The 13,319-nt window shown below is 71.2% G+C and carries 14 protein-coding genes; 8 read left to right on the forward strand and 6 right to left on the reverse strand.

Annotation, left to right across the window (positions count from 1 at the left end; translation table 11 throughout):
- Nucleotides 1-115 precede the first annotated feature (115 nt).
- Nucleotides 116-979: a DUF4743 domain-containing protein gene (locus BLR95_RS01470; protein WP_092614259.1), complete on the reverse strand. Its 864-nt coding sequence runs from the start codon at nt 977-979 to the stop codon at nt 116-118.
- A 172-nt stretch (nt 980-1,151) separates the two neighbouring features.
- Here BLR95_RS01470 and BLR95_RS01475 point away from each other — a divergent pair, with 172 nt between their 5' ends.
- From BLR95_RS01475 to BLR95_RS01510, 8 genes are all read left to right on the forward strand, one after another.
- Nucleotides 1,152-1,910 carry a hypothetical protein gene (locus BLR95_RS01475; RefSeq protein WP_092614262.1) on the forward strand — a complete coding sequence of 253 codons (759 nt, stop codon included), beginning with the start codon at nt 1,152-1,154 and terminating at the stop codon, nt 1,908-1,910.
- Between the two features lie 104 nt (nt 1,911-2,014).
- Nucleotides 2,015-3,484 carry a hypothetical protein gene (locus BLR95_RS01480; protein WP_092614265.1) on the forward strand — a complete coding sequence of 490 codons (1,470 nt, stop codon included), beginning with the start codon at nt 2,015-2,017 and terminating at the stop codon, nt 3,482-3,484.
- 68 nt (nt 3,485-3,552) lie between these two features.
- Nucleotides 3,553-5,445 (forward strand): ABCB family ABC transporter ATP-binding protein/permease, encoded by a 1,893-nt coding sequence (locus BLR95_RS01485; RefSeq protein WP_092614268.1) that lies wholly within the window; start codon nt 3,553-3,555, stop codon nt 5,443-5,445.
- Between the two features lie 11 nt (nt 5,446-5,456).
- Nucleotides 5,457-5,780 (forward strand): hypothetical protein, encoded by a 324-nt coding sequence (locus BLR95_RS01490; protein ID WP_092614271.1) that lies wholly within the window; start codon nt 5,457-5,459, stop codon nt 5,778-5,780.
- A 129-nt stretch (nt 5,781-5,909) separates the two neighbouring features.
- Nucleotides 5,910-6,677 carry a protein phosphatase CheZ gene (locus BLR95_RS01495; RefSeq protein ID WP_092614274.1) on the forward strand — a complete coding sequence of 256 codons (768 nt, stop codon included), beginning with the start codon at nt 5,910-5,912 and terminating at the stop codon, nt 6,675-6,677.
- Between the two features lie 196 nt (nt 6,678-6,873).
- Entirely contained in the window at nt 6,874-7,173 is a 300-nt protein-coding gene (rpmB, locus tag BLR95_RS01500; protein ID WP_092614277.1) for a 50S ribosomal protein L28, read from the forward strand.
- 402 nt (nt 7,174-7,575) lie between these two features.
- Entirely contained in the window at nt 7,576-7,836 is a 261-nt protein-coding gene (locus BLR95_RS01505) for a hypothetical protein (protein ID WP_092614280.1), read from the forward strand.
- Nucleotides 7,837-7,959: 123 nt separating this feature from the next.
- Entirely contained in the window at nt 7,960-8,559 is a 600-nt protein-coding gene (locus BLR95_RS01510) for an isochorismatase family protein (RefSeq protein ID WP_218119448.1), read from the forward strand.
- Between the two features lie 11 nt (nt 8,560-8,570).
- On the opposite strand, the gene BLR95_RS01515 is transcribed toward BLR95_RS01510, so the two are convergent.
- The 5 genes from BLR95_RS01515 to BLR95_RS01535 form a co-directional block, all read right to left on the reverse strand.
- On the reverse strand, nt 8,571-10,514 hold the full coding sequence (locus tag BLR95_RS01515; protein ID WP_092614283.1) for a cobaltochelatase CobT-related protein: 1,944 nt from the start codon (nt 10,512-10,514) through the stop codon (nt 8,571-8,573).
- Between the two features lie 48 nt (nt 10,515-10,562).
- Nucleotides 10,563-11,549 (reverse strand): cobaltochelatase subunit CobS, encoded by a 987-nt coding sequence (gene cobS, locus BLR95_RS01520; RefSeq protein ID WP_092614286.1) that lies wholly within the window; start codon nt 11,547-11,549, stop codon nt 10,563-10,565.
- A 250-nt stretch (nt 11,550-11,799) separates the two neighbouring features.
- Nucleotides 11,800-12,345, reverse strand: a complete 546-nt coding sequence (locus tag BLR95_RS01525; RefSeq protein ID WP_092614289.1) for a F0F1 ATP synthase subunit B family protein — start codon at nt 12,343-12,345, stop codon at nt 11,800-11,802.
- A 54-nt stretch (nt 12,346-12,399) separates the two neighbouring features.
- Entirely contained in the window at nt 12,400-12,894 is a 495-nt protein-coding gene (locus BLR95_RS01530) for a F0F1 ATP synthase subunit B family protein (RefSeq protein ID WP_092614292.1), read from the reverse strand.
- A 186-nt stretch (nt 12,895-13,080) separates the two neighbouring features.
- Nucleotides 13,081-13,305 (reverse strand): F0F1 ATP synthase subunit C, encoded by a 225-nt coding sequence (locus BLR95_RS01535; RefSeq protein WP_092614295.1) that lies wholly within the window; start codon nt 13,303-13,305, stop codon nt 13,081-13,083.
- Nucleotides 13,306-13,319 lie beyond the last annotated feature (14 nt).

Here is a 13,319-nt window from a genome sequence, read left to right on the forward strand (position 1 = left end):
GATGGTTGGGATGAATGAGGGGGGTGGAAACCGGGCGGAACCGTGATGTCGGGTCGCCCGGGGGCCCTTTCAAGCCGCCGCCCCGCCGCCTCCCCAGGGGGCGGGGGCGGGACCGTCAAAGATCGGCTGGCCCAGCCAGGCCGTGCGCCAGGGCCTGATAGTCGGGCTCGTTGTCCGGCGACAGCAGGCCATGGCGCAGGGCGAAGTGGGCGATGACCAAGTTTACGTTGAACTTGAAGTCATCGCTTTCGCGGATTCGGCACAGGACCTGTTCGGCCTCCATCAGATGAAAGCCGGCCACCTCGTCGTCGCCCGGGGTGGGGGTGACATCGGCCGGCACCTCGAGGTCGAAGGTGAACAGCACGTCGCGGCGCAGGCCGTGCCCGGTCGCCATGCGATAGGCGATGGCCCCGGTGGGGATCATGGCCTGGGCCACCTCGGGGCCCAGGCTGGCTTCCTCGGCCACCTCCTTCAGCATGTTCTCGCGCAGGGAGAGGCCGGCCGGCTGGCCGCCGGCGGCCAGATTGTCCAGCTTGCCGGGAGCCACCGCCTTGGCCGGGTTGCGCTGCGCGATCCACAGGGCCAGACGGCCGTCGTCGAGCCGTCGCCAGCCGTTCAGGTGGACCCCGAAGCTGAGCACTCCGAACAGGCTGGCGGCGGCGCGGTCCAGGGTGAAGGCGTCGGGCGCCGCCCACGCGGTGGTCACCCGGTAGGGTTCGCCGCGCAAGGCCCCGATCAGGCCGTCCTCGACCAGCCTGGGCAGCACCTCGGCCACCGCCGCCGTGCGCGCCTCGGGGGTGGTCAGGGTCTCGGCCAGGGTCACCGCCTGCCGGTCGACCTGGAACACCCCGGGGAAGTCGGCCAGACGGCGGGCCACCCGGGAGCGCACCCAGCCCAACCGCCGGCCGTCGACGTGGAAGGGATGGAAGTCGGCCAGATCGGCGCGATTGCAGTCTGTGACGTGGCGCATCAGGCTCATGGTGGCCTCCGTGGTAGCCTTTCCGGGATGCGGGAACAAGCATCGAGCGGGGCGCCGCCGGGCCAGCCAGTCGCTACGATGCGGCTTGCGACGGTGTGCGGCGCGGGGTATCGGTTGGCCGGCGCCCCTGCTGCCTGCGTAACGTCCTTGGTGTCACAAAGGAAGTCGGACCATGCGGACCCTGGGCTCGCTCGTCGTCGTGGTGGTGGCGGTGATCATCGCCCTGGGCATGGGCCTGCCGGTGCTGCGCGACATGAACGACGGCAAGGTCGACCTGCTGACCGGCGGCGGCCCGGTCTCGACCATGATGGCCTATGTGCTGCTCGTCCCGGTCATCCTGCCACTGTGCCGCAGCGTGCCGGGCAAGGCCCTGGCGCTGCTCGGGGCGACCGCCCTCAGCATCGGCCTGGGGCAGGCGGTGAGCACCCTGGAAGCGGGCGACTACCTGCTGTTCGGGCTGATCCTGGCGGCCCTGGCCGGGGCGGTCGGCGGGGTGCTGGTGACCGTCCACCGCTGGCGGGCCCATCGGCGCCGCCAGACCCTGGCCCTGAGCAACGACACCTCGCGCCTGATGTCGGCCCTGGCCGACAACCTCGGCCGTCGCCACGGTGGCGACGGCGAGCCCCCACGGGCCGACGACTCCCTGCAACAGGTGCGGCTGGTCGAGCGGCTGGCCTTCGGGGTGCTGGCCCAGGCGGCGCTCGAGCAGGAGCCCCGGCGCTTCGCCGAAACCCTGATCGAGGGGCTGGCCGACGTGCTGGACAGCGTGCGGGCCGACCGGCGCAGCGATCCCGAAGGCATCGCCGCCCAGGCGGCGGAGCTCTACTTCAGCCGGGTGCGCGGCTTCCTGAAGTCGCGCGGCCACGCGGTGCGCCCGCCGCGCGCCCTGCGTCGGCGGCCCGACAAGGCGCCCCGGATGCCCGCCTTCTGACCCCGTCGCTCCCGGACCTTCGGCGGGCCCCGTGACATTTGCGCCGTCGGGGGCCAGAATGGACCCAGCCGCCATTCCCCTTCCGCCAACAGGGTCGTTCCGCGATGCCCGCGCTTGTCCTGACCATCGCCGCCTCGGTGCTCAGCCTGGGCTGGCTTGCCGGCCTCGGCCTGCTGATCGGTGCCCGCCCCGGCTGGTCGGCGCTGGCCGACCTGCCGGCGTCCGAACTGGCCGTCTACGCCGGTCTGGCGGTGGGGCCGCCGGCCCTGCTCTGGCTGGTCGTGGTGGCCGCCCTGCAGATGATCGCGCTGGGCCGCAACAGCCGGGCGCTGCGCGGCGTGCTGTGGCAGAGCAAGCGGCTGGTCGATCTGTCCGAGTCCCAGATCCGGGCCCTGCTCCAGGTGCAGACCCAGGTCCAGCGCGGCGCCGTGATGGCCAACGCTGAGCTGGCCCTGAAGGACATGATCGGTCAGGTGGCGCTGTGCGCCGAGCACCTGCGCCTGATCGACACCGAGCAGGCCGAGCATCTGTGGGCTCGCACCTCGCTGGGCGACATCTGGGCCTTCCACAACGTCTTCCTGGAGCACCGGGCGAGCGAGCCCGGCTTCCCCGACTGGCTGGTCCGCCGGGCGCAGAGCCACGAGCCGGTGCGGGTGGCCATGGCCACCTTCCTGCGGCGGCACGACCGGCTGGTGCGTGAGCTGGAGGAGGTGGAGGCCGACCGCCTGTTCCGCGAGATGCTGGAGAACGGCGCCCAGGGCCGCCTGCGCGCCTTCCTCTCGGAGGTCGACCAGCGGGTGCGCGCCGCCACCGGGCAGCCGGTGGCCCCCGACGCGCCGCGTCAGCCGCGTCACGCCGAGCCCTCCCCCGCCGAGCCTCTCCCCGCCGAGCGCCTGGAAACGGTGGCCAAGCCGCCGCCGGACGGGCCGGGCGAGGCCGAGGACATCCGCTCCATGGCCCGCAAGCTCAGTCCGGGCGGCCCGACCGCGCCACCGGTCGATGAGCCGACCACCCAGTTGCCGCAGGACCACTTGCCGCAGGACCAGTTGCCGCTGGAGCCGCCCCCCGACCGGCCGACCGCGCCAACCCGGGCGGCGGTGGACGACGACGAGGGCACGGTCGATCCCAGCATCGCCGAGCTGATCGGCATCCTGGAAGCCACCCAGGCCGCCGAGGACGCGCCGGAGGCGCCGCAGAGCGCCGAATCGCCGGCCCGCCGCGCCGACGCCCCGACCCCGCGCATTCGCCTCAAGGCCCGCAAGTCGGCCGGCGCGGCCGGGGAACCGGAGCCGGCCGCCAAGGCCCCGTCGGCGCCCGCCGAACAGGCCCCGTCGGCGCCCGCCGAACAGGCGCCGCCGGCACCTGCCGAACAGACGCCGTCGGCACCCGCCGCGCCGGAGTCTCCAACGCCAGGGCCGCGCGCCGTGGCCGGCAAGCTGGGCCGTCCGGGCAAGCCGGGGCATCGCAAGTCGGCCGCCGACACCGACTCGCAGGCGACCACCGAAGAGGATCAGGCCCGCCTCAGGGCCCGCATCGCCCGCTTCGCGCCGAAAAATCCGCCGGACCGGTCCTGACCCTTCCGCTCTCCCTTCCTTCCGCTCTCCCTTCCTTCCGTTTCCCGTCAGAAAGCCGTCCCCCCTAGATGCGCAGCCGCCGGCCGCCCCCGCCTCCCTCCGACCGCCCCCGCAACGACCTTGAAACCCTGAGGCGCTTCCTGCCCCACCTGTGGCCGGGGCCGGAGGAGGCCGGCTGGCGCGACATCCGGGCCCGGGTGGTCATCTCGCTGATCCTGCTGCTGGCCGCCAAGGCGGCGACCATCACCGTGCCGGTGCTCTACAAGCACGCCGTCGATGCCCTGAGCGGGGCCAGCCAGGCCGGGGTGGCGATCAGCGTGCCGGTCGGCCTGCTGGTCGGCTACGGTCTGGTGCGGGTGCTGCAACAGGCCTTCGCCGAGCTTCAGGACGCCATCTTCGTCAAGGTCACCGAGCGCGCCGTGCGCCGCATGGGCCTGTCGACCTTCCGCCACCTGCACGCCCTGTCGCTGCGCTTCCACCTGGAGCGGCGCACCGGCGGCCTGGCCCGCATCATCGAGCGCGGCACCCGGGGGGTGGAGATCCTGCTGCGCCTGGTGATGTTCCGGGCCGGGCCGTCGCTGGTCGAGCTGCTCATCGTCTGCGCCGTCATGTGGGGGCTGTACGACTGGCGCTTCGCCGCCGCCACCCTGGCCACCATCGGCGGCTACGTGGTCTTCACCATGAGCGTCACCGAGTGGCGGCTGAAGTTCCGCCGCTCGATGAACCAGTCCGACGCCGAGGCCAACGGCAAGGCCATCGACAGCCTGCTCAACTACGAGACGGTCAAGTACTTCGGCAACGAGGCCTTCGAGAGCGACCGCTACGACCGCGCCCTGACCGCCTACGAACAGGCGGCGGTGACCAGCAAGGCCAGTCTGGTGGTGCTCAACGTGGGGCAGGGGGTGATCATCTCGCTCGGTCTGACCGGGCTGATGATCATGGCCGGCAACGGGGTCGCCGCCGGCACCATGACGGTGGGCGACTTCGTGCTGGTCAACAGCTATCTGGTGCAGTTGGCCCTGCCGCTCAACTTCCTGGGCATGGTCTACCGCGAGATCAAGCAGGCGCTGACCGACATGGAGGCCATGTTCGCCCTGCTCGACACGCCGCCCGAGGTGATCGACCGGCCGCAGGCCAAGGCCCTGCCGCCCGGCCCCGGGGCGCTGGCCTTCAAGGGGGTGGGCTTTTCCTACAATCCCGAGCGGCGCATCCTGAGCGACGTGGACTTTTCCGTGCCGGCCGGCCACAAGGTGGCCCTGGTCGGGCCCTCCGGGGCCGGCAAGTCGACCATCGCCCGCCTGCTGTTCCGTTTCTACGACGTGACGGAGGGGGCGATCACCCTCGACGGCCACGACCTGCGCCAGTTGAGCCAGGACAGCCTGCGCGCCGCCATCGGCGTGGTCCCCCAGGACACCGTGCTGTTCAACGACACCATCGGCTACAACATCGCCTACGGCCGCCCCTCGGCCAGCCGGGCGGAGGTCGAGGAGGCGGCCCGGCTGGCCGCCATCCACCCCTTCATCGAAAGCCTGCCGGAGGGCTACGAGACCCTGGTCGGCGAGCGCGGCCTGAAGCTTTCGGGCGGCGAGAAGCAGCGCGTGGCGATCGCCCGCACCATCCTGAAACAGCCGCGCATCCTGATCTTCGACGAGGCGACCAGCGCGCTGGACACCCACACCGAGCAGGAAATCCAGCAGGCCCTGGCCGGCGTTGCCCGGGGCCGCACCACCCTGGTCATCGCCCACCGCCTGTCGACGGTGATCGACGCCGACCAGATCCTGGTCATGGAGCGGGGCCGCATCGTCGAGCGCGGCCGGCATGGCGAGCTGCTCGACAGGGGCGGCGCCTATGCGGCAATGTGGCAGCGTCAGCAGGAGGCCCGCCGCCTGGCTGACGAGTTGGCCGAGGTGGGCGGACCGGTCGGCGGGTTGGTGGGCGGGCCGGCCCCTCGCCAGGCCTGAGGGAGGTCGCCATGCCCGATCTGGCGGATCGCCTGTTGTCGCTGTTCCTGTCCAAGAAGGCGCGCGCGGCGCGGGCCCGCAACCGCGCGGCCAAAAAGAGCGCCGCCGCCGCCCACCTGAAGGGGGCCGGGCAGGGCGACTCCCCGGCTCGCGAGGAGGCCATCGCCCGCATCCGCGCCGCCCAGGGCAACATCAGCCGCGAGCGGGCCGAACTTCTGCTCAACGCCATGCGCATCCGCAACGCCAAGCAGAAGATTCTCGATGACCTTGGCGACGAGGACCGGGCCCGGCTGGTCACCGCCGCCCTGCGGGCCCTGCGCGACGAGGACCGCTGAAGGGGCCGCTGGTGGAGTCGCCCCTTGGCCCGCCTACACATTCCGCCGCGAAGGTGTTAAACTTTCCGGAATAACCCAGGCCGTCCCTTGGTGGCGGCCGGAAGCCAGTTGCAAAGGGCGCCGCCCCCGATGTCGATCAGCAGTCACGATGACGTGCATGTCCTGAAGCGCGAACTTCTGGGCCTGTTCCAGCACATCCAGAAGATCAGGAAGGAAATCGCCGCGATCCGCCGTCCCGGCTCGACCGAGGACGAGGACCACTTCTCGCGCATGTCCGACGAGCTGGATGCCATCGTCGCCGCCACCGAGGGCGCCACCAACACCATCATGGAGAACGTCGAGGGGATCGAGGACATCCTGACCCAGGTCCGCGCCAAGACCAGCGACGCCGAGATCCTGGCCCTGCTCGATCAGGTGCCGGAAAAGTCCGGCAACGTGTTCGAGGCCTGCGCCTTCCAGGACATCACCGGGCAGCGCATCACCAAGGTGGTGACCTCGTTGCAGTTCATCGAGAACCGGGTCAACAGCCTGATCCTCATCTGGGGGCCGGACTCCATCGCCCAGGAGGACCCGCCGCGCGACGGCGAGGCCGACAAGGACGAATACAAGAAGTACCTGCACGGCCCGCAGTTGGCCGGCCATGGGGTGTCGCAGGACGATGTGGACGCCATGCTGGCCGGCGCCGCCCCGCCGCCCGAGCCGAAGCCCGAGGCGGCCAAGGCCAAGGTGGAAGTGAAGAAGGCCGAGCCGGCGCCCGCCCCCAAGGCCGATGAACCGGCCGAAAAGCCGGCGCCCAAACCGGCCCCGGCGCCCGCCCCGCAGAAGGCGGAAGAGAAAGCCGACGAGGGCGGGGGCGAGGCCTTCAGCCAGGACGACATCGACAAGCTGTTCGGCTGAGGCCGGCCGGCCGGACTCCGCCCCTTGACGGGCGGCCCGGCAAAGGCTAAGAACCCTTCCCTTCAAGGATCATTGCCCGTGGTCCCGCCCCCCTGTTGACCACCCCGGGGCGTGCCGGTGGCCGTCCGCCCCGACACCGGCGGGACCCCGGCGGGACCCTTCGTCACCCCTTCGGACTTCAAGGACGTTAGACCCCATGGCCCGTCGTTGCGCCGTTACCGGCAAGGGAGTGCAGACCGGCAACCTGGTCTCCCACTCCAACATCAAGACCCGCCGCCGCTACCTGCCCAACCTGCAGACGGTGTCCCTGCTGTCGGACACCCTGGGCCAGATGGTGCGCCTGCGCGTTTCCACCCATGCCCTGCGCAGCATCGAGCACCGTGGCGGCATCGACGCCTACCTGACCAGCGCCCGCAACGAGGAGCTGTCGCTGGAGGCGCGGCGCCTGAAGCGGCGCATCAGCAAGGCGAACAAGGCCACCCAGGCCGCCGCCTGAGGGTCCTCAGGCCCTAAAGCCGAGCGCAAAAAGTCGGGAACCACTTGGTGGTTCCCGATTCTTCGCTCAGATCGGCTCCACACCTAGAGCGTGTTGCGTGGTTTGTGACTCACGCAACACGCTCTAAGTTTTTGATATTGCCGCAAATCGTCATCGCGATCCGGGTCGGATCGCGCACGACCCGCTTTCGTGGCCCGGCAACCCCGGGGGTTCCGGCGCGGACCGCGATGGGGTATTGAGGATGGGCGAGGGGTTCGCGGCGCTGGCCGCCCCCGGTGCCTTCCCGGCTGGGGCGGCTCGGGGCAAGACAACGGCCAGCCCGGCCGCGACCTCGCCGTGAAGCATCCCGCTCCCGGATCCCGCCCCCGGAACTTGCCCCCGGACCTTGCCCCCGGATTTGCCATGGCCGACGACGTCTCCCAGCCTTCTCCCAGCCCCCAGGCCAACACGCCGCCCGGCCACCCGATGCGGCGGCTGAGCGACAAGATCCTGCTGGCCCACGCCCAGGCCTGCCGCGAGCGCAAGAAGGACGTCGCCCGGGTGCTGCACATGGCGCTGATCGAGGAGCTGGAAAGCCTGCCCCGTTCGATCGCCCAGAAGCGCCAGGACACCCGTCTGGTGGAAGAGGCCTTCGCCCGCCAGGAAGCCATCGACGCGCCCTGACCGGCGGCTCGGCGCCCAACCCTGCCCCGCGCCTTCCTCCCTGGCTGACCGATTTGTCATTTGGCTTGGCCGGGCCGGCGGGCCACCCTTCCAGGCATTGTTGTCGGCCTGGAGGCATCCCGCGTGACCAATCAGCCCCGCACCCTGCTTGAGATGGCCGGCGCCAAGCTGGTTCCCCCCACCTTCGAGGCCGCCGTGGTGGTGGTCGTCGACGCCCAGAACGAGTATCTGGACGGCGCCCTGGCGCTGCCCGGCATCGGGCCTGCCTCGGCCGCCATCGCCCGCCTGTTGGCGGCGGCGCGGGCGGCCGGCGCCCCGGTCATCCACGTGGTTCACCACGGCCGGCCGGGCGGGCTGTTCGACCCCGAGGGGCGGGGTGCGGCCATCATCGACGCCTGCGCCCCGGCCGAGGGCGAGGCGGTGTGCGTGAAGGGGCTGCCCAACAGCTTCACCAGCCCGGCCTTTGTCGAGGCGGTGAAGGCGACCGGCCGCCAGCAGCTCATCCTGACCGGCTTCATGGCCCACATGTGCGTCTCCAGCACCGCCCGGGCGGCGCTCGACCATGGGCTGTTCACCTGCATCCCGGCCGACGCGGTGGCCGACCGCGACCTGCCCGACCCGCTGGGTGGGGTGCAGCCGGCCGCCGCCCTGGTGCGGGCCGAACTGGCGGCACTGGCCGACCGCTTCAGTCTGGTCGTGCCCTCGGTCGAGGTGTTCCTGTAGGGCCGGGGCGCCTACATCACGGCGTGCCAGCCCGGGCCGGGGCCGGCGCGGGCGTCTTCCTCGAACAGGGCGGCGAGCTGTTTCAGCATGGTGCCGCCCAACTCCTCGGCGTCCATCAGGGTGACGGCGCGGCGGTAGTAGCGGGTCACGTCGTGGCCGATGCCGATCGCCACCAGCTCCACCGGCGAGCGGTTCTCGACCATCTCGATGACCGCCCTCAGGTGCTTTTCCAGGTAGTTGCCGGGGTTGGCCGAGAGCGTCGAATCGTCCACCGGGGCACCGTCGGAGATGACCATCAGGATGCGCCGCTGCTCGGGCCGCTGGAGCAGGCGGGTATGGGCCCACAGCAGCGCCTCGCCGTCGATGTTCTCCTTGAGGATGCCTTCGCGCAGCATCAGGCCCAGGTTGCGGCGGGCCCGCCGCCAGGGCTGGTCGGCCCCCTTGTAGACGATGTGGCGCAGATCGTTGAGGCGCCCCGGGCGCTCCGGCTTGTCGGCGGCGATCCAGGCCTCGCGGCTCTTGCCGCCCTTCCAGGCGCTGGTGGTAAAGCCCAGCACCTCCACCTTGACCGCGCAGCGTTCCAGGGTGCGGGCCAGGATGTCGGCGCTCATGGCGGCCACGGTGATGGGGCGGCCACGCATCGAGCCTGAGTTGTCGATCAGAAGGGTGACCACGGTGTCCCGGAAGTCGGTCTCCTTCTCCATCTTGTAGGACAACGAGTGGGTCGGGTTGGCGACCACCCGGGCGAGGCGGGCGGCGTCCAGCCAGCCTTCCTCCAGGTCGAACTCCCAGGAGCGGGTCTGGCGCGCCATCAGGCGGCGTTGCAGGCGGTTGGCCAGCCGGGTGACCACCCCTTGCAGGCGATGCAGTTGCTGGTCGAGCTGGGCCCTGAGGCGGGTCAACTCGTCCGGATCGCACAGCTCGTCGGCCCCCACCACCTGATCGTGGGTGGTGGAGAAGGCCCGGTAGCCGCCCAGGCCCAGGCTGCCGGGGGCGGCCTCGGGGCGGCGTTCGCCGGGGCCGGCGGCATCCTCGCCGCCCTGGCCGGGCATCTCGCCCTCCACCTGCTGCTCGCCGGCTTCTTCCTCGGGGGCCATTTCCTGACGGCCGCCCTGGCCGCCCACGTCGCTGTCCGGGGCGGCCTCGGCGCCGCCGGCGATCTGGCTTTCGGGGTTGGCCTCGCCGCCATCGTCGCCGCCGCCGGGGGCGGCCTCGTCGTCGGCCTCGGCGGGGCTGTCGTCGTCGCTTTCGGGGTCGTCCAGCTCGGGTTCCAGCGACAGCTCGGCCAGCAGGTGACGCACCGCCTTGGCGTAGCCTTTCTGATCGCCGACCAGGTCGCGCAGCTGGGTCATCAGGGCGTCGGCCCGCTCGGCCCCCAGGTCGGCGCGGATCAGCTCGACCAGATGGCGTGCCCCGGTGCCCAGCGGCAGGTGGCCGAAGCTCTGGTGGGCCAGCACCCGCAGGGCCTCGGCCAGCGGCACCTGATCGGCCCGGGTCGCCTCGGCGTGGCCCTCGGCGGCCAGACGTTGCTCCAGGGCGCCCGAAATGTTGCCGGCCACCCCTTTCAGCACCCGGGCCCCCAGCGCCTCGTAGCGGGCCTGCTCGAGGGCCTGATAGACCTCGCGCGCCTCGTGGCCGAAAGGCAGGTTGCGGCCGTGCAGGCTCTCGTCGTGGTAGCGCAGCCTGAGGGCCACGGTGTCGGCGGCGCCGCGCAGGCGGCCCAACTGGCGGGCGTCGGGCAGGGCGGTGGGCAGCGGCAGGCGCACCGTGTCGCCGGTGACATGGGCCGCGCCGGCCCCGCCGTAGCCCAGCGGGGCGTAGGAGACGGTCACCTCGTGGCGCCCGGCGATGGCCCTCAGGGCGGCGCTGGTGGCCCGCTTCAGGGTCTCGCCGGGTTCCGGGTCGCCGGGCACCAGGCCGGGCGGCTGGTTGCTGCTGGCCGGGGGGACGGGCATGGCGACATCTTTCGTCTTACAGGGTGACCAATCTACAGGGTGACAAAGCTACAGGGTGACAACTTGAGCCGCCCCTTCCTTGAGCTCGGTGCCGAAGCTGCGCTGGTAGTACTCGGCGACGATGGGGCGCTCGGCCTCGTCGCACTTGTTGAGGAAGGTGACCCGGAAGGCGAAGGCCACGTCGCCGAAGATGTGGGCGTTCTCGGCCCAGGTGAGCACGGTGCGCGGGCTCATCACGGTGGAGATGTCGCCGTTGACGAAGCCCTGGCGGGTCAGGTCGGCCACCGCGACCATGGCCGAAACCTGCTGGCGGCCCGCCTCGCCGGCCATGTCGGGCATCTTGGCCAGCACGATGTCCACCTCGGCGTCGTGCGGCAGGTAGTTCAGGGTGGCGACGATGTTCCAGCGGTCCATCTGGCCCTGGTTGATCTGCTGGGTGCCGTGATAGAGCCCGGTGGTGTCGCCCAGGCCGACCGTGTTGGAGGTGGCGAACAGGCGGAAGGCGGGGTGGGGGCGGATGATCTTGTTCTGATCGAGCAGGGTCAGCTTGCCCTCCACCTCGAGCACCCGCTGGATGACGAACATGACGTCCGGCCGCCCGGCGTCGTATTCGTCGAAGACCAGGGCGCAGGGGTGTTGCAGGGCCCAGGGCAGGATGCCTTCCCGGAACTCGGTCACCTGCTGGCCCTCGCGCAGGACGATGGCGTCCTTGCCGATCAGGTCGATGCGGCTGACGTGGCTGTCCAGGTTGACGCGGATGCACGGCCAGTTGAGGCGCGCCGCCACCTGCTCGATGTGGGTCGACTTGCCGGTGCCGTGGTAGCCCTGCACCATGACCCGCCGGTTGTGGGCGAAGCCGGCCAGGATGGCCAGCGTGGTGTCGCGGTCGAACAGGTAGTTGTCGTCGCGCTCCGGCACGTGGTCGGAGGGCCGCGAGAAGGCCGGCGCGGTCAGTTCGCTGTCCAGCCCGAAGGCCTCGCGCACGCTGACCCGGGTGTCCGGCTGGCCGGGCGGCATCTGGGAAGGGGCCTCCATCTCAAAACCTCTGGAACGTTGGAAAACAAAGTGGCTCCCCGTGTATAGGGGCGGCCCGAGGGCTTGCCAACCCCCACGCGGAAAGGCCTGGCGGGAGGTGGGCCGGGGTGGCCGCCCGGCATGGGCCGGAAACGGCGGCTCGCCGGGCTGCCCGGGGCGTCGGAAAAACGCGCCAAAAGAAAAGGGCGGCGCCGGCTGGTGCCGGGCCGCCCCTTTGGTGGCTGTGTGGTGGCTGCCGGGAGGGCGCCGATCAGTGCAGGCGCTGCGGCAGGTCCTTGATGGCGGCATCGATGAGGGTGGCGCTCTGGTTGGCGTCCAGGCGCTCGGCGATGACCTTGGCGGCGGCGGCCAGGGCCACGTCGACGGCCTGGGTGCGCACTTCGCGCACCGCCTGGGCCTCGGCCTGGGCGATGCGCTCCTGGGCCTGCTGCTCGCGGCGGGTGATCGACTCCTCAAGCTGCTGAAGGCCCTTCTGGTGCAGCCGCTCGGCCTCGCCACGGGCCTGGGCCAGGATGTCCTCGGCCTCCTTCAGGGCTTCTTTCTGCTTGCGCTGGTACTCGGCCAGCATGGCCTGGGCGTCCTCGCGCAGCTTGCGGGCCTCTTCCAGGCGGCTCTTGATGCCGGCGGCACGGGTGTCGAGCGAGGTGGTGATGGCCCGGAAGGCCGGCCGGAAGGCGGCGGCGACGACGACCAGGAAAGCCAGACCGACCCAGAAGGCGGGATCGGCGAACAGGCCCCCGGAAGCGGCGTGGGCGGCGTCCTCGGCGTGGCTGGCGGCAAGGGCGGTGGCGATCATCGGTGGGCGGTCCTCTTGCGGGCGACGGCTCTGGGTACGCCGGGGGCGCGTCGTCTAGTTGGCGCGCTTTTCCAGGGTGGCGGCGACCGCCTTCCTGGTCTCGTCGGGCGCCGGACGAATGCCGGCCACCTTCTCGGCCGCCGCGGCGGCGGTGTCGGCGGCGATGTCGGCCAGGCTGTCCAGGGCCTCGTCGCGGGCCTTGGCGATGCGCGCCTCGCCGTTCTTGATTTCCTCGGCCAGGCGGGCGGACACCTCGCGCTGGCGGGCTTCCTGGGTTTCCTGCAGGCTGGCCTCGGATTCCTTGAGCACGGCGCGGGCCTGGGCCCGGGCCTCGGCCAACGCCTTTTCGTAGGTGGCGATGGCGCTTTCGGCTTCCGCCTTGAACTGGGCGGCGCGCTCCAGGTCGTCATCGACCATCTTCTGGCGCTGGTCCATGACGTCGCCGATGCGCGGGATGGCGAACCGCCAGACGATCATGAACAGGGCCGTGAAGGTGACGATCAGCCAGAACAGCTGGGAGGCGAAGCTCGAGGGATCGAACTGGGGCATGGAAAGGGCTCCCGGGAGGGCGGCCTGAAGGGGACCGTAACCTTGAGGAACGGCAACGTGGGGACGGCGATGCGGGCCGTCCCCGACAATGCGGTCGGATCAGCCAAGGCGCACGCGACGGCCACCGGCCCGGGAGGCCCCAGACCAAGGGGCTCTCCGTCGGGCCGGTGTGGTCGTCCGGGCGTCTTAGCTGAACAGCACCATCAGGGCGACGACCAGGGCGAACAGGGCGATGGCCTCGGTGACCGCGAAGCCGATCCAGATGTTGGCGCCGATCTCGCCCTTGGCGGCCGGGTTGCGGCCGACGGTGTTGATGAACGAGGCCCAGACGTTGCCGACGCCGATACCGGCACCGATCATGCCGATGGCGGCCAGACCGGCCCCGATCATCTTCGCAGCTTCAGCTTCCATATCGAAAATCCTCG

Source organism: Roseospirillum parvum (genome assembly GCF_900100455.1).
Taxonomy (GTDB): Bacteria; Pseudomonadota; Alphaproteobacteria; order Rhodospirillales; family Rhodospirillaceae; genus Roseospirillum; species Roseospirillum parvum.

Coding starts and splice junctions, on each gene's coding strand:
- BLR95_RS01470 (WP_092614259.1), bottom strand. CDS start 979: ATGAGCCTGATGCGCCACGTCACAGACTGCAATCGCGCCGATCTGGCC.
- BLR95_RS01475 (WP_092614262.1), top strand. CDS start 1,152: ATGCGGACCCTGGGCTCGCTCGTCGTCGTGGTGGTGGCGGTGATCATC.
- BLR95_RS01480 (WP_092614265.1), top strand. CDS start 2,015: ATGCCCGCGCTTGTCCTGACCATCGCCGCCTCGGTGCTCAGCCTGGGC.
- BLR95_RS01485 (WP_092614268.1), top strand. CDS start 3,553: ATGCGCAGCCGCCGGCCGCCCCCGCCTCCCTCCGACCGCCCCCGCAAC.
- BLR95_RS01490 (WP_092614271.1), top strand. CDS start 5,457: ATGCCCGATCTGGCGGATCGCCTGTTGTCGCTGTTCCTGTCCAAGAAG.
- BLR95_RS01495 (WP_092614274.1), top strand. CDS start 5,910: ATGTCGATCAGCAGTCACGATGACGTGCATGTCCTGAAGCGCGAACTT.
- rpmB (WP_092614277.1), top strand. CDS start 6,874: ATGGCCCGTCGTTGCGCCGTTACCGGCAAGGGAGTGCAGACCGGCAAC.
- BLR95_RS01505 (WP_092614280.1), top strand. CDS start 7,576: ATGGCCGACGACGTCTCCCAGCCTTCTCCCAGCCCCCAGGCCAACACG.
- BLR95_RS01515 (WP_092614283.1), bottom strand. CDS start 10,514: ATGCCCGTCCCCCCGGCCAGCAGCAACCAGCCGCCCGGCCTGGTGCCC.
- cobS (WP_092614286.1), bottom strand. CDS start 11,549: ATGGAGGCCCCTTCCCAGATGCCGCCCGGCCAGCCGGACACCCGGGTC.
- BLR95_RS01525 (WP_092614289.1), bottom strand. CDS start 12,345: ATGATCGCCACCGCCCTTGCCGCCAGCCACGCCGAGGACGCCGCCCAC.
- BLR95_RS01530 (WP_092614292.1), bottom strand. CDS start 12,894: ATGCCCCAGTTCGATCCCTCGAGCTTCGCCTCCCAGCTGTTCTGGCTG.
- BLR95_RS01535 (WP_092614295.1), bottom strand. CDS start 13,305: ATGGAAGCTGAAGCTGCGAAGATGATCGGGGCCGGTCTGGCCGCCATC.